Source organism: Veillonellaceae bacterium, from assembly GCA_025992895.1.
In the GTDB taxonomy this organism is placed as follows: Bacteria; Bacillota; Negativicutes; order Veillonellales; family Dialisteraceae; genus Dialister.
Genome location: DAJPGA010000001.1, coordinates 1,904,363 through 1,928,243, shown reverse-complemented (window position 1 = coordinate 1,928,243; position 23,881 = coordinate 1,904,363). Strand labels below are relative to the sequence as shown.

At 49.8% G+C, this 23,881-nt stretch carries 25 protein-coding genes and 5 tRNA genes; 29 read left to right on the top strand and 1 reads right to left on the bottom strand.

What is annotated here, in order from left to right; translation table 11 throughout:
• Positions 1–2 precede the first annotated feature (2 nt).
• The 21 genes from OIM03_08435 (at position 3) to OIM03_08335 (ending at position 14,183) form a co-directional block, all read left to right on the top strand.
• Positions 3–1,355 carry a YvcK family protein gene (locus OIM03_08435; GenBank protein HJI74287.1) on the top strand — a complete coding sequence of 451 codons (1,353 nt, stop codon included), beginning with the start codon at positions 3–5 and terminating at the stop codon, positions 1,353–1,355.
• The gene (gene whiA, locus OIM03_08430; protein ID HJI74286.1) at positions 1,355–2,278 is read left to right on the top strand and encodes a DNA-binding protein WhiA; all 924 of its coding nucleotides are present in this window, start codon (positions 1,355–1,357) and stop codon (positions 2,276–2,278) included. Before OIM03_08435 ends, whiA begins: the two co-directional genes overlap by 1 nt.
• A gap of 131 nt (positions 2,279–2,409) precedes the next feature.
• Positions 2,410–3,528 carry a hypothetical protein gene (locus OIM03_08425; GenBank protein HJI74285.1) on the top strand — a complete coding sequence of 373 codons (1,119 nt, stop codon included), beginning with the start codon at positions 2,410–2,412 and terminating at the stop codon, positions 3,526–3,528.
• A gap of 79 nt (positions 3,529–3,607) precedes the next feature.
• On the top strand, positions 3,608–3,850 hold the full coding sequence (locus tag OIM03_08420) for a DUF951 domain-containing protein (protein HJI74284.1): 243 nt from the start codon (positions 3,608–3,610) through the stop codon (positions 3,848–3,850).
• A 174-nt stretch (positions 3,851–4,024) separates the two neighbouring features.
• A tRNA-Thr gene (locus tag OIM03_08415) sits at positions 4,025–4,100 on the top strand.
• Between the two features lie 5 nt (positions 4,101–4,105).
• A tRNA-Tyr gene (locus OIM03_08410) sits at positions 4,106–4,190 on the top strand.
• Positions 4,191–4,194: 4 nt separating this feature from the next.
• Positions 4,195–4,270 (top strand) — tRNA-Met (locus tag OIM03_08405).
• A 25-nt stretch (positions 4,271–4,295) separates the two neighbouring features.
• Positions 4,296–4,371 (top strand) — tRNA-Thr (locus OIM03_08400).
• Position 4,372: 1 nt separating this feature from the next.
• Positions 4,373–4,449, top strand: a tRNA-Met gene (locus OIM03_08395).
• A 245-nt stretch (positions 4,450–4,694) separates the two neighbouring features.
• Positions 4,695–5,882 carry an elongation factor Tu gene (gene tuf, locus OIM03_08390; protein ID HJI74283.1) on the top strand — a complete coding sequence of 396 codons (1,188 nt, stop codon included), beginning with the start codon at positions 4,695–4,697 and terminating at the stop codon, positions 5,880–5,882.
• Positions 5,883–6,897: 1,015 nt separating this feature from the next.
• Positions 6,898–7,047, top strand: a complete 150-nt coding sequence (gene rpmG / locus OIM03_08385) for a 50S ribosomal protein L33 (protein HJI74282.1) — start codon at positions 6,898–6,900, stop codon at positions 7,045–7,047.
• A gap of 28 nt (positions 7,048–7,075) precedes the next feature.
• Positions 7,076–7,315, top strand: coding sequence for a preprotein translocase subunit SecE (gene secE, locus OIM03_08380; GenBank protein ID HJI74281.1), 240 nt, complete (start codon positions 7,076–7,078; stop codon positions 7,313–7,315).
• A 13-nt stretch (positions 7,316–7,328) separates the two neighbouring features.
• Positions 7,329–7,949, top strand: coding sequence for a transcription termination/antitermination protein NusG (gene nusG, locus OIM03_08375; protein HJI74280.1), 621 nt, complete (start codon positions 7,329–7,331; stop codon positions 7,947–7,949).
• A gap of 104 nt (positions 7,950–8,053) precedes the next feature.
• Complete coding sequence (gene rplK / locus OIM03_08370; GenBank protein ID HJI74279.1) at positions 8,054–8,479, top strand: 50S ribosomal protein L11; 426 nt, start codon at positions 8,054–8,056, stop codon at positions 8,477–8,479.
• Between the two features lie 53 nt (positions 8,480–8,532).
• Positions 8,533–9,240, top strand: a complete 708-nt coding sequence (gene rplA / locus OIM03_08365) for a 50S ribosomal protein L1 (GenBank protein ID HJI74278.1) — start codon at positions 8,533–8,535, stop codon at positions 9,238–9,240.
• A gap of 167 nt (positions 9,241–9,407) precedes the next feature.
• Positions 9,408–9,956, top strand: a complete 549-nt coding sequence (gene rplJ / locus OIM03_08360) for a 50S ribosomal protein L10 (GenBank protein ID HJI74277.1) — start codon at positions 9,408–9,410, stop codon at positions 9,954–9,956.
• 40 nt (positions 9,957–9,996) lie between these two features.
• A complete protein-coding gene (gene rplL, locus OIM03_08355; GenBank protein HJI74276.1) occupies positions 9,997–10,365 on the top strand; it encodes a 50S ribosomal protein L7/L12 in 369 nt (122 codons plus the stop codon).
• 181 nt (positions 10,366–10,546) lie between these two features.
• Positions 10,547–11,830, top strand: coding sequence for a DEAD/DEAH box helicase (locus OIM03_08350; protein HJI74275.1), 1,284 nt, complete (start codon positions 10,547–10,549; stop codon positions 11,828–11,830).
• Between the two features lie 110 nt (positions 11,831–11,940).
• The gene (locus OIM03_08345) at positions 11,941–12,798 is read left to right on the top strand and encodes a hypothetical protein (protein ID HJI74274.1); all 858 of its coding nucleotides are present in this window, start codon (positions 11,941–11,943) and stop codon (positions 12,796–12,798) included.
• 267 nt (positions 12,799–13,065) lie between these two features.
• A complete protein-coding gene (locus OIM03_08340) occupies positions 13,066–13,689 on the top strand; it encodes an ECF transporter S component (GenBank protein HJI74273.1) in 624 nt (207 codons plus the stop codon).
• A gap of 47 nt (positions 13,690–13,736) precedes the next feature.
• The gene (locus OIM03_08335; GenBank protein HJI74272.1) at positions 13,737–14,183 is read left to right on the top strand and encodes a DUF188 domain-containing protein; all 447 of its coding nucleotides are present in this window, start codon (positions 13,737–13,739) and stop codon (positions 14,181–14,183) included.
• 27 nt (positions 14,184–14,210) lie between these two features.
• Here the strand turns inward: OIM03_08335 and OIM03_08330 are convergent, their stop codons facing one another.
• A complete protein-coding gene (locus tag OIM03_08330) occupies positions 14,211–15,170 on the bottom strand; it encodes a DUF1858 domain-containing protein (GenBank protein ID HJI74271.1) in 960 nt (319 codons plus the stop codon).
• 247 nt (positions 15,171–15,417) lie between these two features.
• Between OIM03_08330 and OIM03_08325 the strand changes: the two genes are divergently transcribed.
• The 8 genes from OIM03_08325 to ftsH all read left to right on the top strand — a co-directional run bounded on the left by OIM03_08325 (position 15,418) and on the right by ftsH (position 23,866).
• Positions 15,418–16,584, top strand: a complete 1,167-nt coding sequence (locus OIM03_08325; protein ID HJI74270.1) for a M48 family metallopeptidase — start codon at positions 15,418–15,420, stop codon at positions 16,582–16,584.
• 49 nt (positions 16,585–16,633) lie between these two features.
• Positions 16,634–17,569: a D-alanyl-D-alanine carboxypeptidase gene (locus OIM03_08320; protein HJI74269.1), complete on the top strand. Its 936-nt coding sequence runs from the start codon at positions 16,634–16,636 to the stop codon at positions 17,567–17,569.
• Positions 17,570–17,633: 64 nt separating this feature from the next.
• Entirely contained in the window at positions 17,634–17,879 is a 246-nt protein-coding gene (locus OIM03_08315) for a septum formation initiator family protein (GenBank protein HJI74268.1), read from the top strand.
• Positions 17,880–18,172: 293 nt separating this feature from the next.
• Positions 18,173–18,712, top strand: a complete 540-nt coding sequence (locus OIM03_08310; protein ID HJI74267.1) for a S1 RNA-binding domain-containing protein — start codon at positions 18,173–18,175, stop codon at positions 18,710–18,712.
• 55 nt (positions 18,713–18,767) lie between these two features.
• Positions 18,768–19,682 carry a Ppx/GppA family phosphatase gene (locus tag OIM03_08305; protein ID HJI74266.1) on the top strand — a complete coding sequence of 305 codons (915 nt, stop codon included), beginning with the start codon at positions 18,768–18,770 and terminating at the stop codon, positions 19,680–19,682.
• Complete coding sequence (tilS, locus tag OIM03_08300; GenBank protein HJI74265.1) at positions 19,679–21,130, top strand: tRNA lysidine(34) synthetase TilS; 1,452 nt, start codon at positions 19,679–19,681, stop codon at positions 21,128–21,130. The genes OIM03_08305 and tilS overlap by 4 nt, the downstream gene beginning before the upstream one ends.
• Positions 21,131–21,147: 17 nt before the next feature.
• Positions 21,148–21,693 (top strand): hypoxanthine phosphoribosyltransferase, encoded by a 546-nt coding sequence (hpt, locus tag OIM03_08295; GenBank protein ID HJI74264.1) that lies wholly within the window; start codon positions 21,148–21,150, stop codon positions 21,691–21,693.
• Between the two features lie 286 nt (positions 21,694–21,979).
• The gene (gene ftsH / locus OIM03_08290; GenBank protein ID HJI74263.1) at positions 21,980–23,866 is read left to right on the top strand and encodes an ATP-dependent zinc metalloprotease FtsH; all 1,887 of its coding nucleotides are present in this window, start codon (positions 21,980–21,982) and stop codon (positions 23,864–23,866) included.
• Positions 23,867–23,881 lie beyond the last annotated feature (15 nt).

Below are 23,881 nucleotides of genomic sequence, written 5' to 3'. Positions count from 1 at the left end.
CTATGAAACATTTCGTTCAGTGGCTGTACCCCGGCCTGTCGATCAAGAGGTGGATGCTTCTCTTCTCTGTGGGCATCATCATCCTCGTCTTTGGCGCGACATTGATCATGAACTATCAGATCTTCGGCGTCATGGAAGAGCATATGCTCCGTCTGGCTTACCAGATCACGGGGAGTTACAGCTATACATTCCTTGCCATCTGCGGCACAATCATGATTCTTGCAGGCATCTGGATCATGCTTCTGGCGGTGAGAAAGCTGGTAAAGCGTTTCCTCGAGCTGATTGCTCCTGATCAGAAGGAAGTCTCCAAGAAGCTTCTTTCCAAGATCGAGCTTTCCAGAGGGATGCGCATCGTGTGCATCGGAGGCGGCCATGGTCTTTCCATGCTGCTCAGAGGTCTTAAGAGTAAGACATCCAATATTTCAGCCATCGTAACGGTGGCTGACGACGGCGGCTCCTCGGGACGTCTCCGTGAGGAAATGGGCATCATTGCTCCTGGCGATCTCAGGAACTGCCTTGTCGCTCTGGCTGACAAGGAATCCGTGCTGGAACAGCTCTTCCAGTACCGCTTCGGCGGGGAAGGGGAGCTTGCAGGGCACAGCCTTGGCAATCTCTTCCTGGCTGCCCTGATCAAGGAATTCGGCAATCCGCAGAATGCGCTTGAGGCAGCGAGTAAAGTCCTGAATATCCGCGGCCAGGTCATCCCGGCAACGCCTGAAAGGGTGCGCCTTGTCGCCAAGATGTCGGACGGTGTCTCTGTCGAAGGGGAATCGGAAATTTCCGAATATCCGCAGAAGGCAGGAAAGAAGGTCCGGATTGAAAAGCTTTCGACGATTCCGGATGATCCGATTGCCGTCGGGGATGCACTGCAGGCAATCAAGCAGGCAGACCTTATTACACTGGGGCCGGGAAGCCTCTATACATCGGTCCTCCCGAATCTCCTTGTTCCTGAAATTCTGCAGGCGATCCGCGAAAGCAGCGCGCCTGTGCTTTATATCTGCAATGTCATGACACAGCCTGGGGAAACGACCGGGTTTACGGTCAGCGATCATTTGCAGGCGATCATCGACCATGTGGGGCCCGGTTTCGTGAATTTCGTCCTTGCCAATAACGGGACGCCAAGACCGGAAGTCCTTGCGCAGTATGCCAAGGTCCATGCGTACCCCGTCAGGATCGACCGCGCGAAAGTCAATGATCTGGGCGCTGTCCTCATCGAGGCGGATCTCCTGGGTATTGAAAAAGGCGCAGCACAGGATAATGATGTGCTCGCCAATGAAATTGTGCAGATTCATAATCTGCTGCAGGCAAATATTCCGCCTGATGCGCTGGAATCTTACCTGAGAAGGAGTCATTAATGTCATTTACCGAACAAGTGAAAAATGAGCTTGCCCGTATCCAGAGGGATGACCGGGACTGCCGCGTGGCTGAGCTTCTGGCTCTCCTGCGCATGAGCGGCTCGTTCATTACAGGCGGCCATGGCCGCTGGGGACTGGAATTCTCCACGGGAAACAGCGCTGTTGCGCGCCGCGTCCTCGTTTATCTGAAGAAGGATTTCGGCCTCATGCCTTCCACGATGGTGCGGCAGGGGAGAAGACTCCGCAAGAAGAATGTCTACACGCTTGTCGTGCAGCCTTCCGCTGAAGGGCTTGCCTTCCTGAATACGATGGGGCTTTCGCCTCTGGCGGGCGTCGAGGATATGGAAAATCTGAAGACGGATGAAGAAAAGAGAGCGTACCTGGCAGGGGCATTCCTTGGCGGCGGCTCTGTCAGCCGTCCGCAGAGCGATTATCATCTCGAGATGGTGACGCAGTCCCAGAAGTTCGCCGGAGAAATCGTGAAGGCGATGAAAGCTTTCCGCATGAATGCCAAGCTGACGGACAGGAAAAATGATTATATAGTATATATAAAAGATGGCGATGAAGTGTCCGGATTTCTTCAGATTGTCGGCGCCGCCCAAAGCTACATGGACTTTGAAGGCGTCAGGGTCGTGAAGGACATGAGAAATCGCGTGAACCGTCAGGTCAACTGCGAGACAGCAAATCTGCAGAAAACGGTCGATGCGGCTGTCAGGCAGTCCCATCTGGCGCAGACTCTGATGGACAAGGTCGGAGAGTCTTCTCTCCCTCCGAAGCTCCGCGAAGCCTGCGAACTGCGGCTCGCTCATCCGAATGCCAGCCTTTCTGAGCTGGCTGTCATCTGCGGCATCACCAAGTCAGGCCTGGCACATCGTTTCAAGAAGATGGAAGCGATGGTTGCGGAGCTTGGCGGAGTGGAATAATCCATTTGCCACTTCCTGATTTTTATTCTATAATTGTCGTGCGTCCCTCTGATGGAGGAGCGCGCGGCATTTTTGATATATATTAGGATTTAATATAGAAGCGCCTCCGGGCGCAGAAAGCAGTGCGTGATTTGAAACTGAAACGTTGGCTGATGGGAATCCTGACGACACTTTTTGCAGCAGGTGCTGTGGGAGGCGCTTCGGCATCCCTTCCCAAAACGGATGGCAGCGTATCGCCGGGCATTTCCCCTGTGGATCTTGATTACAATCTGATCCCGATGCTGGTCAAGAAAGAAGATGGGAAGCTTATCTTTTCCGATTGTCCTGAATATGCGGACAGCTACGGCATCCTTTATGAAGGAACGGTAGAAAAGGGGAAGGGCCGCGTCTATTATTACCACGTCAATGAGACAGGGAAGCCTGCCCGTGTCCTCGTGTATGCAAAAAGCGATAAAAAGCAGGACATTACAGTGACCAGGACGGTCAAGGGCGATCCAAGCGCAGATTATATGCCGACAGGTGCCACGCTTTCCTTCAGGGAGGCTGTGAATGAGGCAGGCGATCCTGTCCTTGTAAAGCTCCTGCCTAAGGAAAGAACCGTCCTTTTTGAAGATGACAAGAAGGGCATCAGGAGCGGAGACCTTGTGAGCGGCATTGTTGAAATCGAGACGAAGAAGCCGGTTTCCCTTGGCGTTACCATCGTTCCTGACGGTACAAAGGAAGATGTGAAGAAGGCACTTGATCTTTCAGTTCCGCTTCCGCCTGATTCCCATGAAATGCGCGGCACATTCCCGATGGATGTATACATGGAAAATAAGCCATGGGATTTCTCGAACGGAAATGCGGCCATTTCCATAGGGAATTCGCTGCCGTTCCAGATGGGGCGTGATGAGCTCAGCAAAGTCGACCGCGAAAATACGGGAGACTACGGCATTACGTACCATATGGTATTCCATTCCAGGGGAACCGGCCGCTACAAGCTTTACATCAATGCGCAGGGCGGTGTCTACCTTGGCACCTTCCAGATCAGCTATTATCCGAACCTTCCCCGCGTATACAGGACAGACGGGCAGAGATCCTTCCGCATGTTCGGAAACGGGACAGAAAGAGATTACATTGAAGCAGGCACCTGGGATATGGGACGCGATCTTTTTATCCGCTTCATCCCGGCAGGAGCCGCTTTTCTCCCGATCCGCTTCCTGATGGTTCCTGAACCTGCGCTTTCCGCAGATACTGTTAAAGAATCGTAAAAGGAACGTTCAGAATCTTACGCCTTGTGATACAATAAAGAAACAAGAAAAGAATAGAAATTCAGAAAGGATGAGCCTTATGAAGTTTATTCAATTTCGCATCGGAGACATCGTCCAGATGAAGAAGAAGCACCCCTGCGGCAGCCAGGAATGGGAAGTCATGCAGCTGGGGAGCGATATGCGCGTGAAGTGCTGCGGATGCGGACATATTGTCCTTATTCCAAGGCCGAAATTCCTGAAGGGGGCCAAGAAAGTCCTGAACAGGGATGTGACGCAGGATACGCCGCTGGCATCCAGATCGGAAGAGTCTACAGAGGGCTGAGGGGCTTTGTATATAAGAAGTTTGCTTCTTATAAAAAGTTTGAAAAAAACACTTGCAAGGTACGTATCCCTATGCTATAATCTGTAACTGTGATGAGGACGAACCGCCAAGTGAGCGAAAAAAGTCCTTGACAAAAGTAAGTAAGATGTGTATAATTAATACCATCACTTGCGTGCTGGCGTAGCTCAGTTGGTAGAGCAGCTGATTTGTAATCAGCAGGTCGTAGGTTCAAGTCCTATTGCCAGCTCCATATGTGGGTGGATTCCCGAGTGGTTAAAGGGAGCAGACTGTAAATCTGCCGGCTTTGCCTTCATAGGTTCGAATCCTATTCCACCCACCAATATCGCGGGGTGGAGCAGTTGGTAGCTCGTCGGGCTCATAACCCGAAGGTCGCAGGTTCAAGTCCTGCCCCCGCAACCATGTTAATAATTTCCTTCATATAGATGCTGATATAGCTCAGTCGGTAGAGCGTATCCTTGGTAAGGATAAGGTCACCAGTTCAATCCTGGTTATCAGCTCCATGGCGGCTTAGCTCAGTTGGCTAGAGCAAGCGGTTCATACCCGCTGTGTCCGGAGTTCAAATCTCTGAGCCGCCACCAAAACAGTGATCAAAGAGTTCTCTTTCTGGGAGCTCTTTTTTCACATTTAAAAATCCTTAACGGAACAGTTTCCTTCCAGTTGTATGATCTGGAGCGGGCAGGGGATCTTTTCCAAAGAGGAAATTTTTATCCCGCAGAATAGATTGCATCAATGATTTTTCTTGTTCTTCATTGACTTTCCATGTATAATAATGGAAGCGCAAATTTATTTTGCAAATTCTTTTTTGTATAAGGAGAAGGAAGAAATGGCAAAAGCACATTACGAAAGAACCAAGCCGCATGTTAACATTGGTACCATTGGCCACGTCGATCACGGCAAAACAACCCTGACCGCCGCTATCACCAAAGTTCTTGCTGAAGAAGGCAAAGCAAACTTCCTCGACTATGCTTCCATCGATAAAGCACCGGAAGAAAGAGCTCGTGGTATTACAATCAACACATCCACTGTTGAATATGAAACCGAAACCCGCCACTACGCACACGTAGACTGCCCAGGGCACGCTGACTATGTCAAGAACATGATCACCGGCGCAGCTCAGATGGACGGCGCTATCCTCGTAGTATCCGCAGCTGACGGCCCGATGCCGCAGACCCGCGAACACATTCTGCTCGCTAAGCAGGTAGGCGTACCGGCTATCGTTGTATTCCTGAACAAAGCTGACCAGGTAGACGATCCGGAACTGATCGACCTCGTAGAAATGGAAATCAGAGACCTCCTCTCTTCCTATGACTATCCAGGCGATGAAGTGCCGATTATCGTTGGCTCCGCACTGGGCGCTCTGAACGGCAACCCGGAAGATGAACAGAAGATCCGTGACCTGATGAAGGCTGTTGACGAATACATCCCGACTCCGGAACGTGACACTGATAAACCATTCCTGATGCCAGTCGAAGACGTATTCACCATCACCGGCCGTGGCACAGTTGCTACAGGCAGAGTTGAACGTGGTACCGTCAAAGTCGGCGACCCGGCTGAAATCGTCGGCCTGCAGGAAAAACCGACCGAAACCGTCGTAACCGGCGTTGAAATGTTCAGAAAGACCCTCGACCAGGCTATGGCAGGCGACAACATCGGCGCACTGCTCCGTGGTATCGATCGTAAAGACATCGAAAGAGGCCAGGTCCTCTCCAAACCAGGCAGCGTTCATCCGCACACAGAATTCACCGCACAGGTATACGTTCTGACCAAAGATGAAGGCGGCCGTCATACACCGTTCTTCAACGGCTATCGTCCACAGTTCTTCTTCAGAACCACTGACGTAACCGGCGACATCACCCTTCCGGAAGGCACCGAAATGTGCATGCCAGGCGATAACGTAGAAATGAGCGTTAAACTCATCACCCCGATCGCTATGGAAGAAGGCCAGCGTTTCGCTATCCGCGAAGGCGGCCGTACCGTTGGCGCAGGCGTTGTAGCTAAGATCGCAAAATAATCTCATCTGGGACTATTTGAAATCTGAAATAAAAGACCGCGAAGAGTGATTGCTCACTTTTCACGGTCTTTTTGCCTGTGGAAACATTGATGCGTCTCTGCACAATACTTGCCTTCCCAGACGGGGAAGGTGCCCGGCCATAAATCCTGCTGCCGGGCGGATAGGGTTGATTGCCTCGAGCGAAGCGAGGTCGTATGGCTTTTTCGAACGAAGTGAGGTTTAAGGGTGTTAACCTTGCCCTTCAGGGAAGGTGTCGGCGCAGCCGACGGATACAGTAGTTCTTACAGCCGCAGGCTGGTTGTATAGTTTATTTTGCTTTAATCAAAGCAAGCTTTGTCTACTCTCCCGTAGCGGCTAAGTCGCACTCGCCTTCCCAGACGGGGAAGGTGCCGGCCTCAAATTCTGATGCCGGCGGATAGGGTTGATTACCACGCAGCTTGCTGCGGTTGTGTGGTCTTTATCTGTCTTATGCTGACAGCAGGTTGTACGATCCGAAATCCATTCCCTCCCCAAAATCCATCTTGCCATTTCCATTTTCAGTATCTTTTTTATATTTATATCCTCACTTAAGAAAGAAATACTCAAATCAAATCTCCTCCTGCTGCGCAAAAACAGAGCAGCAGAAAAGAAAATGGTAATATCTACAGGAAAATGATTTCAAAATGGAACTTTCGAATCAAAAATTCACAAAATTTCCAGTGAAAATATCCCTTTATAATAATGAAAAAATAAAAGAGAAAGGAGAAAAGAAGGTAATGAGATGGCTGGCTTCTGATTAGGACGCATGATTTTCCCCGGTATTTCCCTGCTTTTTCAGATCCGTACTCTTTTGCAAAAAAGACGATAAAAATCAAAAATAAAGAATTGTACTTTGCCAGGGGATGTGTTACAATAGTTTCGCTGGGATGGCCCGGCTTTTTTAAGTGCAGTATTGACTTACGTGAAAAGCGTGTGATATACTGTTTAAGCATGTTAATTGGCCGTGGGCCGAGAAAGATTGAGTGAGGTGTAAATAATGCGTGAAGGAATTACTCTTGCATGCACAGAATGCAAGCGCCGCAATTATCGTACGAACAAGAACAAGAAGAATACGACTGAACGTATCGAAATGATGAAGTACTGCAAATGGTGCCACAAACACACTCTTCATAAGGAAACGAAATAATTTCTTTCATTAGAACTGGGGTGTGAGTATGGCCAAGGCGAAGCGTCCAACATCGGCAGCGAAAGCAAAGGAAGCCAATGAATCCTGGACAAGGTTTTTCAAAGAAACCAAGATGGAAATGAAGAAGGTCATCTGGCCGACTAGAAAGCAGATGATTCAGTATACCATTGCCGTCATTGTGTCCGTGATATTGGTGTCCATTATGATCGTTGCAGTAGACTTCGTATTCATGGGCCTCTCCAAGTTATTAGTCAACGCTGTGGGCTGAAAGGAGAGAGACTATGCCGGATATCGAAGCTGAAGACAAGAATATTTCAAAAGAAGAACAACCGGAAGTCAGCGCGCCGACTGAAATCGGCAAACCTTCCGAAGGCTCCCAGAAAGACATCCGCTGGTATGTAATTCATACATACTCCGGATACGAGAATAAGGTCAAGGATACGCTGACCAGAAAAGTTCATTCCATGGGAATGGATGATACAATCCTTCAGATCCTTCTGCCGCTTCAGGATGAAGAGGAAGAAAAGGATGGGAAGACAAAGGTTGTATCCCGCAAGGTTTTCCCTGGCTATCTTCTGATCCAGATGGAAGTCAATGACAGAAGCTGGTATGTCGTAAGAAACACGCCTGGTGTTACAGGTTTTGTCGGAACAACCACAAAGCCGATTCCGCTCTCTGATGAAGAAGCAGAACGCATCATCCATGGCAACGGACAGAAGGCTCAGCCAACGACTGACGTCAAGGCAGGGGACCGCATCCGCATCACCAAGGGACCTTTTGAAGATCGTACCGCAGTTGTGCTGGAAGTATCCGATGACAAGAGCAAAGTCAAAGCGGATATCAGCAGCTTTGGCACGACGACTACTATCGAGCTCGAAGCGGGTTCATTCGATCCGCTTTGATCATAAGTTTGTGAGACTGTCTTGAACTAGGCTCGTCTCACAGTGGGAGGGCCCGTTACAGCCCGTAAGTACCACATTCCTAAAAGGATAAGGAGGTGTAACACATGGCAAAGAAAATTTCTAAGATTGTAAAACTGCAGGTACCGGCAGGTAAAGCTACTCCGGCTCCGCCAGTAGGCCCGGCCCTCGGCCAGGCAGGCGTTAACATCATGGCTTTCGTTAAAGACTTTAACGATCGTACTGCTAAGCAGGCAGGCCTGATTATCCCTGTAGAAATTACAGTATTTGAAGATAGAAGCTTTACATTCATTTGTAAGACTCCTCCGGCAGCAGTTCTTCTGAAGAAGGCAGCTGGTCTGGAAAAGGCTTCTGGTGAACCGAACAAGAAGAAAGTCGGCAAGGTCACCAAAGCTCAGGTTAAGGAAATCGCTGAAACAAAGATGCCTGACCTGAACGCAAATACAGTAGAAGCAGCAATGCGCCTTGTAGAAGGCACAGCCCGTTCTATGGGCATCGAAGTTGTAGACTAAGACTGACCCGTTAGTGGCAGGGGAAATCCCTTATGACCACAAAGGAGGAAACAATGGCAAAACTGACAAAGAAACAGAAAGCCGCAGCAGCCATCGTTGACAGTCATAAACTCTATGACATCGACGAAGCTGTGAAGCTTGTAAAAGAAGCAGCATCCGCAAAATTCGACGAAACCGTTGAAGCTGCTTTCAACCTGAATATCAACCCGAAATATGCTGACCAGCAGCTCCGCGGCGCTACCGTACTTCCGGCAGGCACCGGCAAAACAAAGAAAGTCCTCGTGTTCGCAAAAGACCACAAGGAAGACGAAGCTAAGGCAGCAGGCGCAGACTATGTTGGCGGAAAAGAACTCGCTGACAAGATCCTGCAGGGCTGGATGGACTTTGACGTCGTAGTAGCTACACCGGACATGATGGCTGTTGTTGGCCGTCTGGGCCGTGTACTCGGACCGAAAGGCCTCATGCCAAACCCGAAGGTTGGCACCGTAACCATGGACGTTACAAAAGCTGTCAACGAAATCAAAGGCGGCAAGGTACAGTATCGTACCGATAAAGCCGGCAACGTACAGGTTATCATCGGCAAGGTATCCTTCGACGAAGATAAACTGAAACAGAACCTGCTCGCTATTTTCAATACCATTCAGAAGGCTCGTCCAGCTTCTGTAAAAGGTAACTACATGAAGAGCCTGACCATCAGCTCCACCATGGGCCCGGGAATCCACCTGGACATCCAGGCTGTAGCTGCACCGAAAGCTCAATAAGTCTATTTACACTTAGCTTAAGACCGGCGGTAATTAATTTTTAATGGGCATATGCCCGCCTCCCGAGGCTGAGTACTGGAAACACCGGTACACGACCTCGCAGGCTTGCGAGGTCGTTTTAGCTAACGTGATAAATAATAAAAACACACTAGCAGAGGAGGTGTACTATGAGCGAAGAAAAGTATGAAGTTAACGTTCGTCCTGAAAAAGTTGCCGTCGTTGAAGAAATGAAGGAAAAACTTGGTTACCAGGGCGTCGTACTCGTAACATTCAACAAACTCGACGTTAAGAACGCGACGCTGCTGCGCCGTAAGTTCCTGGCACACGGTGTTGAATACAAGGTCATTAAAAACACACTGACCCGCATCGCAGCTAACGATCTTGGAATCACAGGTCTCGATGATCTGCTTCAGGGCCCGAACGGTCTTGCAGTTTGCAAGGACGATCCGGTAGCACCGGCAGCAGCACTGAAAGAATTCCTGGCTGAAACCAAGAGCGAAGCAGTCGTTGTAAAAGCTGGCCTTCTCGATGGCAAAGTCATCGATGCAAAAGGCGTTCAGGCTCTGGCAGATCTGCCATCCAGAGAACAGCTGCTGGGTATGGTTGCAGCAACACTCCAGGCTCCTATCGCAGGACTGGCACGTGCACTCAACGCAAATATCCAGAAATTCGCATATGCTATCGAAGCAGTGCGTAAACAGAAAGAATCCGCGTAAGATCTACGCATAAATAAAACATTCCATGGAGGAAATTAAAATGACAAACGAAGAAATCCTTAACGCCATTAGCGAAATGTCCGTACTCGAACTTTCCGAACTCGTAAAAGCAATCGAAGACAAATTCGGTGTTTCCGCAGCAGCACCGGTAGCAGTTGCAGCAGCAGCTCCGGCAGCAGCAGCAGCTGAAGAAGAAAAGACTGAATTCGACGTAATCCTGAAGGAAGTCGGTGCTCAGAAGATCCAGGTTATCAAAGCAGTTCGTGAAATCACCGGACTCGGCCTGAAAGATGCTAAAGCTCTCGTAGACGGCGCTCCGAAGGAAGTTAAGACTGGCGTAGCTAAAGCTGAAGCTGAAGAAATGAAGAAGAAGCTCGAAGAAGCTGGCGCAACAGTAGAAATGAAATAATTGTCTCTGACAATTACTTTATAGGGGAAGGCGGACTCTATCGGAGTTCGCCTTTTCTTGTTTCATGAAGGGAAGAAGGCGCTCGCCTCCTGTCAAAGATGGCATTTTCCATACAAGGCAGGTCACAAGTCCTTTATGGTATAATAAATAAAATGTTTGTCTTTGTTTGACAGGAGGAAATATGAACGCATTTACCGCACTCGGTGTGAGTGCTGCTTTAACAGATATCATGAAACTTCAGGGAATCGTGAAGCCCACCCCGATCCAGGAAGCTTCCATTCCTTCCATTTTCAAGGGGAAGGACGTCATCGGCCGTTCCCAGACAGGCACGGGCAAGACGCTTGCCTATCTGCTGCCTGTAATCCAGAGAGTGGGTACAGAAAAGAATACGACACAGGTCCTTATCATGACGCCGACGAGAGAACTCTCCAGGCAGATTTTCGATGTGCTGCGCCCCTTTGCCATCAAGCTCGATATTGACGCTGCCGATATCATCGGCGGACGTACGATCGAAAACCAGCTGCGCAAGCTGAAACGCGATCCAGCTGTCATTATCGGCACTCCTGGCCGTCTTCTCGATCATATCAGAAGAAGAAGCCTCGATCTGTCCAATGTGAAGACTGTCATTCTTGATGAAGCAGATCAGATGCTTGCCAATGGATTCAGGGAAGATATTGAAGCGCTCGTTGATGAAACACCAAAGAAGCGCCAGGTTCTCCTTTTCTCTGCAACGATGCCTGATGACGCAAAGCGCCTTGCAAGGAAGTATATGAACCAGCCCGTCTACATCGACGTCGCTGAGAAGGCAGCGGCATCCACTGTTGACCAGAGAGTCTATGAAACGACGAAACCGCACAAGTTCAAACTGCTCCTGAAGCATCTGAATGAAATGAACCCGTACATGGCAGTCGTCTTCTGCAACACCCGCGAAGGCGCGCATGAGCTCGCTGAGAAGCTGCAGGAAGAAACGAATTTCGTCGTCGATGAAATCCATGGCGACATGAGCCAGAGCCAGAGAAACCAGGTTATCCGCGAATTTGAAAAGGCAAAGATCCAGGTCCTTGTCGCTTCAGATATTGCGGCACGCGGTCTTGATGTTGAAGGCGTCACGCATGTATTCAATTACGATATTCCGAGAAATCTGGAGTACTACGTCCACAGAATCGGACGTACGGGAAGAGCCGGCACATCCGGTATCGCTATTACCTACGCCACTCCGGAAGACGGACTTCTTTTGAGGAAACTTGAAAAGTCCATTTCCGAAACGATCACCCGTTATGACGAGAAGGGCAATGTCCGCCGCGTCAGACAGGGAAAGCCTGCCAAGAAGGTCGTCATTCCAGGCATGTACAAGCCTACAAAGAGCAAGGAGCACAAAGCTCTCGGCCATAAGGGCAAGAATATGCGCCAGAAGAGGAAGGACAAGCCTGCGCAGAAGGGTACCAAGGGAAGAAAGAAAAAGTAAATACTCCAATGAAGGAGGATGCATCCGGCAGGTGCCGCTGCACCCTCCTTTCGTTTGATCTTTTTCAGGCTTTCCCATTAGTGATACAATAATACCATTGAGGTGATAGTATGTTTAAAGATAAAAAATTCTGGCTGCAGCCTTTGTGGATGGCAGCACTGACTGTCCCGTGGGGAATCGGCGGCTTCATTGCGCACACCGGGTTTTCCCTGTCGGCAGGCCTTGGCGCTTACTGGCTGCTGGGACTGGTTCTTCCTTTCTTCTTCTTTGTCATCCAGAATAAGGGCTATGGCGCAGAAGTGGGCCCGGCAAGAGGCATCATCCATCTTCCTGTGTGGATTTCCCTTATCATCGTGCAGATGGTCGTATTCTGGAACTATCTGACGAAAGCAGACATTGCATGGAAAACGAATCCGATCCCGACTGGTATTGGTGTATTCCTGGTGCTGCTTTTCTTTGCTTTCATCACAGTTCCGATTGATTACATGCTTGCCGGCCTGTACCATTCCCTGAAGGAAAAAGGGGGGCTCAAGTACCGCTGGCTTGCTTCTGCTTTCTTTACAGGGCTTATTCCAGGGACGCTCCTTATTTCCATGGTCGTTCTCTTTGCCATAGGGGAAACGCGTCTGGATCCCTTTACCGGCATGCTGTTCCTGATGGAAGTCATGACGATTTCCTTCTGGATGAAGATAGCGCTTGCCATGATGACGTTTGGCATCTACCTTTTCACGCAGCTTGACGGATCGAAGGGGAGGAGAGCCGTGCAGACGATTTTCACGGCTGTATTCTGGCTGATGCTTGCCTTCATCCCGTTCATCATTTCGACGCATCTTCCATCGACCGGTTCCTGGAGAGCGTATGGCGATCCGTCCTATCTTTCCATTTTCCCGTACCTTTCCGATCTCTGGCTGACTGGATTTTCCATCTGGGGAGCAGACAAGCTCACAAACTGGATTTTCAAGGAATAAAGTTTTACGGCGTCCACGAGGCGCCGTTTTTCTTTTGCCTTGAGCCCGTTTCTGTAATTTAAGACCAGTAGTCATAGAAAATTTCTTTTAGGCCGAAAGGTTGACAACAGGTTCTGTCTAACTATAATAACTAATGGCGGATAAAGAGGCTTTACGAATGATTTGCAAGGCTGGTATCACGTAGTGAACTGGACAGTAAAGCTGGTATATCCCCTAAATTTATACGGCTTATATCTGAGCAGGAGTAAGAACGGAGGAAAATTCAATATGGGAAAAATCAGTCAGCCGCCACAGGAGTACCGCTCTTTCATGAGCGTCAAAGAACTCACGATCTCAGGGCTTTTAGCCGGGATCACCATTTTCCTGGGAATCACAGGGTACGGGTTTATCCCGCTGATCGTCATGAATGCGACGATCCTTCACATTCCCACTATCATCGGAACGATTGTAGCCGGACCAAAAGTCGGTGTCATCGTCGGAGTCCTGTTCGGGCTGTTTTCTTTTGTGCAGACGCTTCGTGCGCCCAGCCTTCTGATGCAGTTCGCTCTGCAGTACAGTGTGCTCTATGACGCATTCATCTGCATTGTGCCGCGTATCTGCATCGCACTCGTCGTATGGGCACTCTATCGCCATCTCCCCTGCGGAACGGCGCTCCGCACCGGCATTGCAGCAGTCGCAGGTTCCCTGACGAACACGATCCTCTTCCTTGGATCCTTCTTCCTCCTGGTCGGCGCTCCTTATGCAGCAGCCAGAGGAATTTCCGTCGAAGCAGTCGGCGCTATGATTCTTGGCATCGTTGGCATGAACGGTGTTCCGGAAGCGCTCGTATCCGGCATCATCGTCGTACCGATTGTCATGACGCTCAAGAAAGCCGGATGGAAATTGAAATAATTAAAAGAGCATGTCCGATGGGGCATGCTTTTTTCTTTGGAGGAATTATGGAAATATGGATAGACGGGGATGGATGCCCGGTCGTGCGTGAAACGGAAAGGGCGGCCAGGAAATTCAAGATTCCCGTGACGATCATCTGCGATACGAGTCACCGGATTGAATCGGATTACAGCCGCGTGAAGACGGTGGACAAGGGCGCTGATTCTGCTGATTTCGTCCTGACGAATCTTCTGAAGGAAGGAGATATCGTTATAACGCAGGATTATGGCGCAGCGGCCATGGCTCTTGCCAGGAAGGCATATGCTTTTCATCAGGACGGCTGGCAGTACACGGAGAACAACATAGACGGGCTCCTCATGAAGCGGCATCTGGCCAAGAAGGCCATGAGAAGCGGCAAGCATCATTTGAAAGGGCCTCCGGCAAGGACCAGGGAGGCGGGGAAGATCTTCCAGGAAAAACTGGAAGATTTCCTTCAGAGTAAAATAAAAGGCTGAGCATTGGCTCAGCCTTTCGTCATTACATTACATTTCATCTCCGCCGCGAAGTCTTTCATCGCACTTGGCAATGAGTGTCTTCACGTCAGCGCCTGCATCGCGGCACATGATGCCGATCGATGTCTTCATATCAGAGGGCATCGGGATGTTCTGGCTCTGGAAAACGGTCAGGAGCTGTGGATACATGGTGAGGATGGTTTCCATCGGTGTATCTTCAGTCAGGAGCGGCTTCTTGTACTTGTCAGCGATGAATTCATTCATTTCGCCGATGATTTCGAAGACGTCCATGCCATGGCCCTGAGCGGCCTGCCAGAGGTTTTCATCATAGGAAACGAAGCAGCCTACGCAGGACATGCCGTATTCCATGAGGAAGGGTCCCATTTCCGGATATACTTCAATGATCTGCATGATGTTGTTTTCCGGACGGACGAAGTCGCCGGGAGCCAGAGGCGGAACTTCCGGGGAATCCCAGCCGCCGTTGCCGTAGAAGCTGTCAGCGGATCCGTTTCCATCAGCGACTGCATTGCCGAGGACGGTGTCACGGAATGTTTCATAGCCGATGGAATCAATGAATTCTTCCAGGGACTGATAGTTTTCGTGTTCGAGATAGTAGGTGCATGCCTTGACCATGAGGCCCAGTGCATCTGCCGGGAACTGTGCGAAAGCGAAGAATGTCTTCTTGCCGGTGTAAATGTCCCAGCCGTCGGACATGCCTACCGCACGGAGCGGAAGAGGCGTATTGATGGTGCAGGTCAGAATGCAGGACGGCCAGGTGCCGAATGCCTGCAGGCCCAGATCCTTGAGGGCGTTTTCCACGTCTTCTTTGGAAAGTCCGGAAATGATCGGGCGTGCCTTCGGATCAAGGACATAGGTACCGGCATATTTTGCGGCAACTTCCTTCATCTTGGCTTTGAGGTCCATGCGGCCTTCCTGAATGTCCGGAATGAAATCGATTTCCAGAGAGAATGTAAGGTTATCTGCTGTCATGAAAAGACTCCTTTCAATGAGCGCGAATGATATTTCAAAAAGATTCACTTTTATATTATATCAAATGAATACAAGAGTTAAAGATAAAAAGATAGAAATTTTTTGATAAAGCTCTATAAGGTGCATGCGTAATGCAACAAAATATGATGGATTATCAAGAAAATCGAGGAAAATTGATATTTCACGCAAACTGCTAAAAATGATACAATAATAATATATCGATAGATTACAGGTATGGAGGCGCATCATGAAACACTGGAAGAGAAAAATGGCGGCTGCGGCTCTGGCAGCAGTCTGCGCAACAGGCGCATTCGCAGCTCCCCTCGAGGTTGAGGCAGCTTCCGTAACAGAGAAAATTCTCTATGGAACGGCAGCTATGCTCTTTGTTTCCAATTATTATTCGCGCATGGATGATCATAATCAGCTTCAGCTTCTGGATGAATGCCAGAAGGAAACGGGCGTCTATGAGGATCCGGCGGCAGATGCACGCGTGCAGGATGTCTATCAGAGGATCCGTGACACGGGAACGCTCAAGAGGGATTATAAGATCTACGTATCCCCGCAGGAAGACATCAATGCGTTCATGAGCCTTGGCGGCGTCATGTGCGTCAATAAGGGTACACTTGATACGATGGACGATGATGAGCTGGCTTACATCATGGCTCATGAAGTTTCGCACGGTGAGCTCCGTCATAATGTAGACGGCGTCAAGAAGAGAGTCGGCCTCATTACGGCGCTCAATATTTACCTTGGCGGTGATGCTACGGTGGGGCAGGCAATCCTTGCCAATGTCGCAGGCAACTATGTAGCGAATGCCGTATTTACGAAAGATCAGGAAAAACAGGCAGATGACAGGGGCTTTGAATATACGGTGGAAGCCGGATACAATCCGGGCGCTCCTGCAGCAGCCATGCAGGTCCTGAAGGACAAGTACGGCGAAAGCTCGCCGACCGGCCTCAAAGCAGTCCTGGCACCGGGCAATCATCCGAAAACGTCCGGCAGAATCAATAAAAATGTAAAGCGCATGGTGAAATATTCCGGAGACCATGTTAAAGTAGATGACGGTTGGATCGTCGTCAATGGAGAAAAAGCCTTCAAGCCGGCTGCTTCGGGAAATTACACTGACCTTGAAAGGACATACCTGACAGCAGGGAAACTGGCAAAGGTTTACCATGCAGGAAATGTCCCGGATGCCGTATACCGCGGCAATACGATTTACTGCGGAAGTCTTGGCATTTATACCACGAATGGCTCTGAAAACGGCCTCGAATACACGGCAGCGCTCAATAAGGGCATAGAAAAAGACCGCGGGCAGGCTGTGAAGGATGATTTCGAAATCGACGAAACCCGCCAGCAATTGGAGAAACAGAAAAAAGAAGCCGCGGAGCAGGGATCCTCTGAGGCCGAACAATAATTACGGTCCCGGTCTCCTGGGCATGCCATGAGACGGAAAGGAATTGGTTATGAAGAAGCTGCTGGCATTTTTAGCGCTGGTTATTGTTTTTGTGGGAGCTGCATTTGGTGTACTGGTGGTGATGACGCCGCCTCCACCGCAAATGGAAGTCCTCCCGCCTCCGCCTGAAACAAAAGCGGTCGCAGCGGCGCTGATTGATGGAAATACGGGAGAAATGCTGGCAAATAAGAACGGGGAACTGAAGATTTACCCGGCAAGCACGACGAAGATCCTGACCTGCATCATCGCCTTGGAAGAAGGAAAGGCCAAGCTCGATCAGAATGTCGTTGTCACGCCTCTTGCCATGGGGCAGGACGGAACGAACCTTGGCGTCCGCCCGGATATGCCGATCACCCTGCATCAGCTGCTCTATGGCATGATGCTCATTTCAGGAAATGATGCGGCTGTCGTGACGGCTGAAACCGTCGGAGGCTCCTACGGGCGTTTCGTAGAAATGATGAATGAAAAAGCAAAAGCAATCGGTGCTGTGCATTCTCACTTTGCCAATCCAAACGGACTGACAAATCCGGATCATTACACGACGGCAGAAGATATGGCTCTCATTTCCGCGTATGCCATGAAGAATCCGGATTTCCGTGATATCGTCAAGAGAAAGACATACCCGATGACGTACAGGAACGGCATTTACCGCAATGTGGAAAACAGGAATGAATTCCTTAGCAGCGGTTATCCGGGCGCCAACGGCATCAAGACAGGCATGACCGAAGCTGCCGGAGACTGCCTTGTCGCATCGGCAGAACGTGACGGCCGCCTTGTCATTGTGACACTCTACAATGATCCGAACCGCTGGAATGATACGAAAGCATGGCTGGATTATGGATTCCGCGCAGCCAAGGCAAGAGAGAAGTATGATGCGGAAATGGCAGCAGAACCTAAAGTATACAAGTTTGTGAACCAAGTACTGGGGAGGGAAGCTCGTGCGTAAAGAGCGCCGCATGCATAGTAAGAGGAAAAAGCCTTTTCTGAAGCGCCTTTTCCCGGACAGCGTGATGCTGAGATGCGTTTTCTGCGTTTCAGTGTTCTTATGCATCATTGTACTAGGCATCCAGAGTTATCACTTTGCTCAGCTGAAAATGCAGGAGCATGAGATACAGCAGGACATGAACCGGCTGACGGATGAAAAGGAAGAGCTCGAGCAGAAGAAGCAGGATCTGCAGGATCCCAAGAAGCTGGAGCAGAAGGCCCGCGACGAACTCGGCCTCGTGAAACCTGGGGAAATGCCGTACGTCAAGTAGGATGTTACGCACATATTACGCAAAATATACATTAGTATATTATCCTTAATAAAAGGACAGTTTCAAGGAGCCCTTCTCCCTGTCTAAGGGGGCAGGGTTCTTCGTGTATGACGGAAAATGAGGTTTTCAGAATGCAGTCCGTCTTTTTCGCACTCTTTTGCAAGGGCGCGGAATATTCTGGCGGGATATTGATATTCCCTGTGAAATCTCGTATAATCAATTTATATTTATGTTTATTTTATTTAAGGAAGGCTCCAGAGAGCTTGACCTTAGGGAGGATGTCTTTTTTTCTCATGGCTTTAGAAGTCGGCAATATCGTAGAAGGTACAGTTACAGGGATCGCGAAGTTTGGCGCATTTGTTGAGCTGCCAGACAAGAGTGTAGGCCTGGTTCACATTTCAGAAGTAGCCAGCGAATATGTGAATGATGTCAATGATTATCTGAAAGTACAGGATAAGATCAAAGTTAAGGTCATCACCATTGATGACAAAGGCAAAATTGCTTTATCCATTAAGCAGGCACAGCCTGCTGCATCGCAGGAAAAGCGTCAGGATCATTTTCACCGCGATCATGAACACGGCAGCGCCAGAGAATTCCACCATTTCAACAGAAGAGAAAATTCAGGTGATCGTGAAGCATCTGCTCCGGCACCCAGAAATCAGGAAAGGCGTTCCTTCTCCGGTGGATACCGTCAGCAGGCAAGACAGGAAGCTCCCGCTTCTTTTGAGGACAAGCTCAGCCGCTTCCTGAAAGACAGTGATGAAAGACTTCTTGATTTGAAACGTAATGTGGAATCTAAGAGGGGCGGACGCGGCGCGCGCCGTTCTGACTGACAGATGGAAATAGGGGAGCAGCTATTGCTCCCTTGTTCTTTTAGGGGAGGAAACCATGCGTGCGATTATCGATATCGGAACCAATTCGGTTCGTCTTTTGCTGGCAGAGAAAGATGACAAAGACGAATGGAAGGTTTTGAAAAAGGATCTGAGAAGCAGCCGTCTCGGGGAAGGGATGACTGATACAGCCTGTATCGGACAGGGCGCAAGAGAAAGAACCCTCCAGGCCGTGGAGGGATTTGTAAAGGAAGCAAAAGAAGCAGGCGCTGATGAAATCTTCGCCTACGGCACTTCCATCATGAGAGATGCTGGAAACGGGCCGGATTTCGCAAAGCTTGTCGAAGAGACGACAGGCGTCAAAGTCCGCATCCTGTCAGGCACCGAAGAAGCTTACTACAGCTATATCGGCGCAGCCGGCACACCCGGCGTGCTGACGGCTGTCGTTGATATCGGCGGCGGATCTACGGAGATCTGCATGGGATTCGGCACGGACGTCGGCATGCGCCACAGCTTCCAGCTCGGATGCGTGCGCTGCTCCAAGCAGTTCGACACGACGACGGCAAGAGGCCTCAGCATGCTGAAGAAGCACTGCTTCGAACTTTTCCGTACAACGGACCTCATGGAATACATCAGAAACGTCAAACGCTGGATCAGCGTAGGCGGCACAGTGACTTCGCTGGCAGCCATGATCCAGAAGCTCGATGTGTATGATTCTGAAAAAGTACAAGATTTCGTCATTCGTCAGGAAAATGTGACGGAAGCCCTGAAGAAACTCAGCGCCATGTCCTATGACGAACGCTGCCGCACAAAGGGCCTGATGCCTGAAAGAGCGGATATCATCGTGGCAGGGATTGCCATCCTGGACAGCCTCATGGAATACCTTGCGCTGTCTGAGATTACTGTAAGCGACAGGGATTTGTCGGAAGGGCTTCTGGATGCCGACGTCCTTGTTCCGAATGAACCGAAATGATGGACAGGCAGTGGATGGGGCGCATGCTCTCCTATGCCCATAAGGAAAAGCTCTGGAGAAGGGGAAGCCGTATCCTGGCCGCTGTATCAGGCGGTCCGGACTCTCTGGGGCTTCTTCTTTTTCTCGATTCCATCCGTGAGAAGGAAGGCATAGAGGTAGGATGCTGCTGCGTAGATCACCATCTCCGCAAAGAATCAGGAGAAGAAGCGGACTATGTCGGGAAGATCTGCCTTGAAAGGAAGATTCCCTTCTACAGGAGAGATGTCGACGTTAAAGGCGCGCAGAAGGGCGGAGAATCCATCGAGACAATCGCAAGGGATTTGAGATACAAGGCACTCCGTGATGTAAAAGAAAAGGAAAGTTACGATGTCATTGCGACGGCTCATCACGCAGATGACCAGGCAGAAACCGTTCTTTTCCATTTCCTTCGCGGAAGCGGCGCCAAGGGACTTTCGGGCATCAGCCCCAAAAGGGATGACCTCATCCGTCCGTTCCTCTGCGCAAGGAAAAGGGAAATCGCTGATTTCCTCAAAGATTTCCCTTATGAGCCATGCCATGATCCGACAAATGACATACCCGACGTCACAAGGAACAAGCTCAGGCTTCTTCTGATTCCCGAGCTTCTTTCCTACAATCCGAATCTGGTGGAAACACTTTCACGCACCTCCGGCATTCTTCGAGAGGAAGATCATTTCCTTGAAGAAGAAGCAGAAAAGGCAGCAAAAAGGATTGTCAAAGGAGAAGAAGGAAGCTGTCTTTACTGCGACAGGGAGATTTACAGGAACCTTCCCACTGCCATTGCAAGAAGGGTGACTGCCGGATTGATGATCAGAGCCGGCGCTAAAGAGCCTGATTTTGAAGGACTTGAAAGGGTAAGAGATCTTCTCCTTAACGGAAAAACAGGCGCAAAAACGGATGAAGCGGGCGTGACTGTTGAGCTTTCGTCAAATGGATTTTTCGTTTATGCCGGGGATACAAGACATGAAGATAAACCGGATGCATGGAATCTGTTACAAATAATTTATAAAACGATATGCCCTAAATGGGTAGATAATATTCACAAGACTGATATAATAGGAAACAACGATACAGAAAACTGCCAGAAGCTGGGCCGCTGGTTCATGGAAACCAGGCTGCTTGACAAGGCGCCTCTGCATCTTGAAAAATACCAGTATCTTCTCGATGCGGACAAGGTCGGTACCATCCGCCTCAGATTCCCGCAAAAGGGTGACCGCATCGCACCTTCCGGAATGGCAGGGACAAAGGATATCGGGAGACTTCTCCAGGCGAAGAAAGTGCCGAAGGAAGCAAGAAATCTGTGGCCGCTGGCCGCTGATGAAGATCACGTGTACTGGGCCGGATTCCTGCGGGGAAGCCGCTACGGAAGACCATCGCCTGATACAAGGAAATTTTTATTATTAACACTAAGCTGGATAGAAGGAGACTAAGTGCTGAAATGGAAAATTTGAAACATGATATCAAAACCGTATTGATTACAAGAGAACAGATCGCAAAGAGGGTTCGCGAAATGGGCCAGCAGATCACAAAAGATTATGCAGGCAAGGAAATCGTCCTCGTTGGGATTCTGAAAGGTGCCATGCCTTTCCTCTGTGACCTGATGCGTGAAATCGACCTTCCGGTCATTCTGGATACCATGGTCGTTTCCAGTTATGGAGATGCAACCACATCTTCCGGCCTGGTCAAGATCAAGAAAGATCTGGACAGCGATATCCGCGGACGCCATGTCATCGTCGTAGAAGACATCATTGACACCGGCATCACGATGGCAGCTCTCCTTCCGATCCTGGAAAAGAGAGGCGCTGCTTCCGTAGAACTCGCTATTTTCCTCGACAAGAAGGAAAGACGTGAAAAGGAAGTCAATGTCAAGTACATCGGCTATGAAATCCCTGACAAATTCATCGTCGGATACGGATGCGACTATGCACAGAAGTATAGAAACCTTCCGGAAATCTGTGAACTGGACAATAAGGTCTTCGCGCAGGCGAAATAACAAGCGGGAGCCGATCGGCCATCGGACCGGGCGGCTCCTTTTTGTTCATATTACAGTTTGCGGCATGCCTCAATTGTAAAATAGACGTTGCAGGTATGTGGTAAAATATGATAAAATTAATTACTGATTTAAAAGTTTCTATAAAGGTTTTGTTTAGAGACGCGCACAGGCCGGGTGCCTGTCCGGAAGGCATGGGGGATGCCGCATGAACGGAAAGCGCGGAATGAATTTCCCTATCGATCCCGCTGCAGTTGTTTGAATCAGTGCACATAAAAGGAGGAATAGATTGAATAAGTTTCTAAAGAATGTTGCGCTATATGTGCTGCTTATCGTCATAGCGGTATCCATATTCAATACCTTCGTCCATCCACAGGAAAAACATTCCGAAATCACATACAGTGATTTCATCTCTCAGGTAGACAAGAAGAATGTATCTTCCGTAACCATGGTCGATCAGTCCATCAGCGGCAAGCTGAAGGATGGTACTGAATTTGCCACCTATGCACCGGCACACGATACGACGCTCCTGCCCAAACTGACGGATAATAACGTAACGATCACGGCTAAGCCGCCGGAACAGCCGTCCTGGTGGATGAGCCTCTTGTCTTCACTCCTTCCGATCGTCATCCTTGTCATCGTATGGTTCTGGATCATGAACCAGACACAGGGCGGCGGCGGACGCGTCATGAGCTTTGGCAAGTCCAGAGCGAAGATGACCGGCGAAGGCCAGGTCCATGTCAACTTTGATGATGTCGCAGGTGAAGACGAAGCGAAGGAAGAACTTTCCGAAGTCGTCGATTTCCTGAAAAATCCGGGACGTTATACGGCTATCGGCGCTAAGATTCCGAAGGGCGTTCTTCTCGTTGGACCTCCAGGTACAGGCAAGACCCTTCTTGCCAGAGCTGTCGCAGGAGAGGCGCGCGTTCCGTTCTTCTCCATCTCCGGTTCCGATTTCGTAGAAATGTTCGTCGGCGTCGGCGCATCCCGCGTACGCGATCTCTTTGCGCAGGCTAAGAAGAATGCACCATGTATCGTATTCATCGATGAAATCGATGCCGTCGGCCGTCAGCGCGGAAGCGGACTGGGCGGCGGACATGATGAACGCGAACAGACGCTGAACCAGCTGCTCGTCGAAATGGATGGTTTCGGTTCCAATGAAGGCATCATCACGATTGCCGCTACGAACCGTCCGGATATTCTTGATCCGGCGCTCCTGCGTCCGGGCCGTTTTGACCGCCGCGTCGTCGTAGGCCGTCCTGACCTTCGCGGACGTCTGGCAATCCTCCGTGTCCATGCAAGAAACAAGCCGTTGGAAGCTGATGTCGATCTTAATACGATCGCCAAGAAGATTCCGGGCTTTACAGGCGCAGATATTGCCAACCTTCTGAATGAAGCTGCACTTCTGGCTGCCCGTCAGAACCGCAAGACCATTTCCATGGCCGATCTTGAAGAAGCCAGTGAAAAAGTCAGCTACGGTCCTGAAAGAAAGAGCCACAAGGTCAGCGATGAAGAAAGAAAGCTCACCGCTTACCATGAATCCGGCCATGCCATCATGGCTACCCTTCTTCCGGATGCTGATCCGGTACACAAAGTCACCATCATCCCGCGCGGACAGGCTGGCGGCTACACCATGATGCTTCCGCATGAAGAAAGATCCTTCATTACAAAATCCCACCTCCTCGCACAGCTGCGCGTAGCTCTTGGCGGCCGCTGCGCTGAAAAGATTATTTTTGATGAAATCTCCAGCGGTGCTTCCGGAGACCTTCAGCAGGTCACCGGCATTCTTCGCAAGATGATCATGGAATGGGGCATGAGCGACCGCCTCGGACCGATGATTTTCGGTGAACATCAGGAACAGATCTTCCTCGGCAAGCAGCTTGGTTCTGAAAGAAACTACGGTGAAACTGTAGCAACGATCATTGACGAGGAAATGCATAAGTACCTGAACGAAGCTTTAAATGATACGATGCAGATGCTGACCGACAACATTGAAGTCCTCCATGCTATGGCAAAGGCTCTGATGGAAGTCGAAACCATCAATCATCATCAGGTTGAAAACCTCTTCAAGTATCATTCCATTTATTCTCCGGATGAACAGCCGGCTCCAGCGAGTGAAGACTCCCCGCTTCCGCCAGTACCGGGTGATGGAGAAAATCCTCTCTATTCCCTCTGATCCGGAAGATACTTC

Excerpts from the sequence above, each read along its gene's own strand:
- OIM03_08335 (HJI74272.1), top strand. The coding sequence starts at position 13,737 with ATGGAAATATGGATAGACGGGGATGGATGCCCGGTCGTGCGTGAAACG.
- OIM03_08330 (HJI74271.1), bottom strand. The coding sequence starts at position 15,170 with ATGACAGCAGATAACCTTACATTCTCTCTGGAAATCGATTTCATTCCG.
- OIM03_08315 (HJI74268.1), top strand. The coding sequence starts at position 17,634 with ATGCTGAGATGCGTTTTCTGCGTTTCAGTGTTCTTATGCATCATTGTA.
- OIM03_08420 (HJI74284.1), top strand. The coding sequence starts at position 3,608 with ATGAAGTTTATTCAATTTCGCATCGGAGACATCGTCCAGATGAAGAAG.
- OIM03_08345 (HJI74274.1), top strand. The coding sequence starts at position 11,941 with ATGTTTAAAGATAAAAAATTCTGGCTGCAGCCTTTGTGGATGGCAGCA.
- OIM03_08340 (HJI74273.1), top strand. The coding sequence starts at position 13,066 with ATGGGAAAAATCAGTCAGCCGCCACAGGAGTACCGCTCTTTCATGAGC.
- OIM03_08305 (HJI74266.1), top strand. The coding sequence starts at position 18,768 with ATGCGTGCGATTATCGATATCGGAACCAATTCGGTTCGTCTTTTGCTG.
- rplJ (HJI74277.1), top strand. The coding sequence starts at position 9,408 with ATGAGCGAAGAAAAGTATGAAGTTAACGTTCGTCCTGAAAAAGTTGCC.
- nusG (HJI74280.1), top strand. The coding sequence starts at position 7,329 with ATGCCGGATATCGAAGCTGAAGACAAGAATATTTCAAAAGAAGAACAA.
- whiA (HJI74286.1), top strand. The coding sequence starts at position 1,355 with ATGTCATTTACCGAACAAGTGAAAAATGAGCTTGCCCGTATCCAGAGG.
- rplK (HJI74279.1), top strand. The coding sequence starts at position 8,054 with ATGGCAAAGAAAATTTCTAAGATTGTAAAACTGCAGGTACCGGCAGGT.
- OIM03_08320 (HJI74269.1), top strand. The coding sequence starts at position 16,634 with ATGAAGAAGCTGCTGGCATTTTTAGCGCTGGTTATTGTTTTTGTGGGA.
- OIM03_08435 (HJI74287.1), top strand. The coding sequence starts at position 3 with ATGAAACATTTCGTTCAGTGGCTGTACCCCGGCCTGTCGATCAAGAGG.
- tilS (HJI74265.1), top strand. The coding sequence starts at position 19,679 with ATGATGGACAGGCAGTGGATGGGGCGCATGCTCTCCTATGCCCATAAG.
- OIM03_08310 (HJI74267.1), top strand. The coding sequence starts at position 18,173 with ATGGCTTTAGAAGTCGGCAATATCGTAGAAGGTACAGTTACAGGGATC.
- rplA (HJI74278.1), top strand. The coding sequence starts at position 8,533 with ATGGCAAAACTGACAAAGAAACAGAAAGCCGCAGCAGCCATCGTTGAC.
- rplL (HJI74276.1), top strand. The coding sequence starts at position 9,997 with ATGACAAACGAAGAAATCCTTAACGCCATTAGCGAAATGTCCGTACTC.
- secE (HJI74281.1), top strand. The coding sequence starts at position 7,076 with ATGGCCAAGGCGAAGCGTCCAACATCGGCAGCGAAAGCAAAGGAAGCC.
- OIM03_08350 (HJI74275.1), top strand. The coding sequence starts at position 10,547 with ATGAACGCATTTACCGCACTCGGTGTGAGTGCTGCTTTAACAGATATC.
- OIM03_08325 (HJI74270.1), top strand. The coding sequence starts at position 15,418 with ATGAAACACTGGAAGAGAAAAATGGCGGCTGCGGCTCTGGCAGCAGTC.
- rpmG (HJI74282.1), top strand. The coding sequence starts at position 6,898 with ATGCGTGAAGGAATTACTCTTGCATGCACAGAATGCAAGCGCCGCAAT.
- tuf (HJI74283.1), top strand. The coding sequence starts at position 4,695 with ATGGCAAAAGCACATTACGAAAGAACCAAGCCGCATGTTAACATTGGT.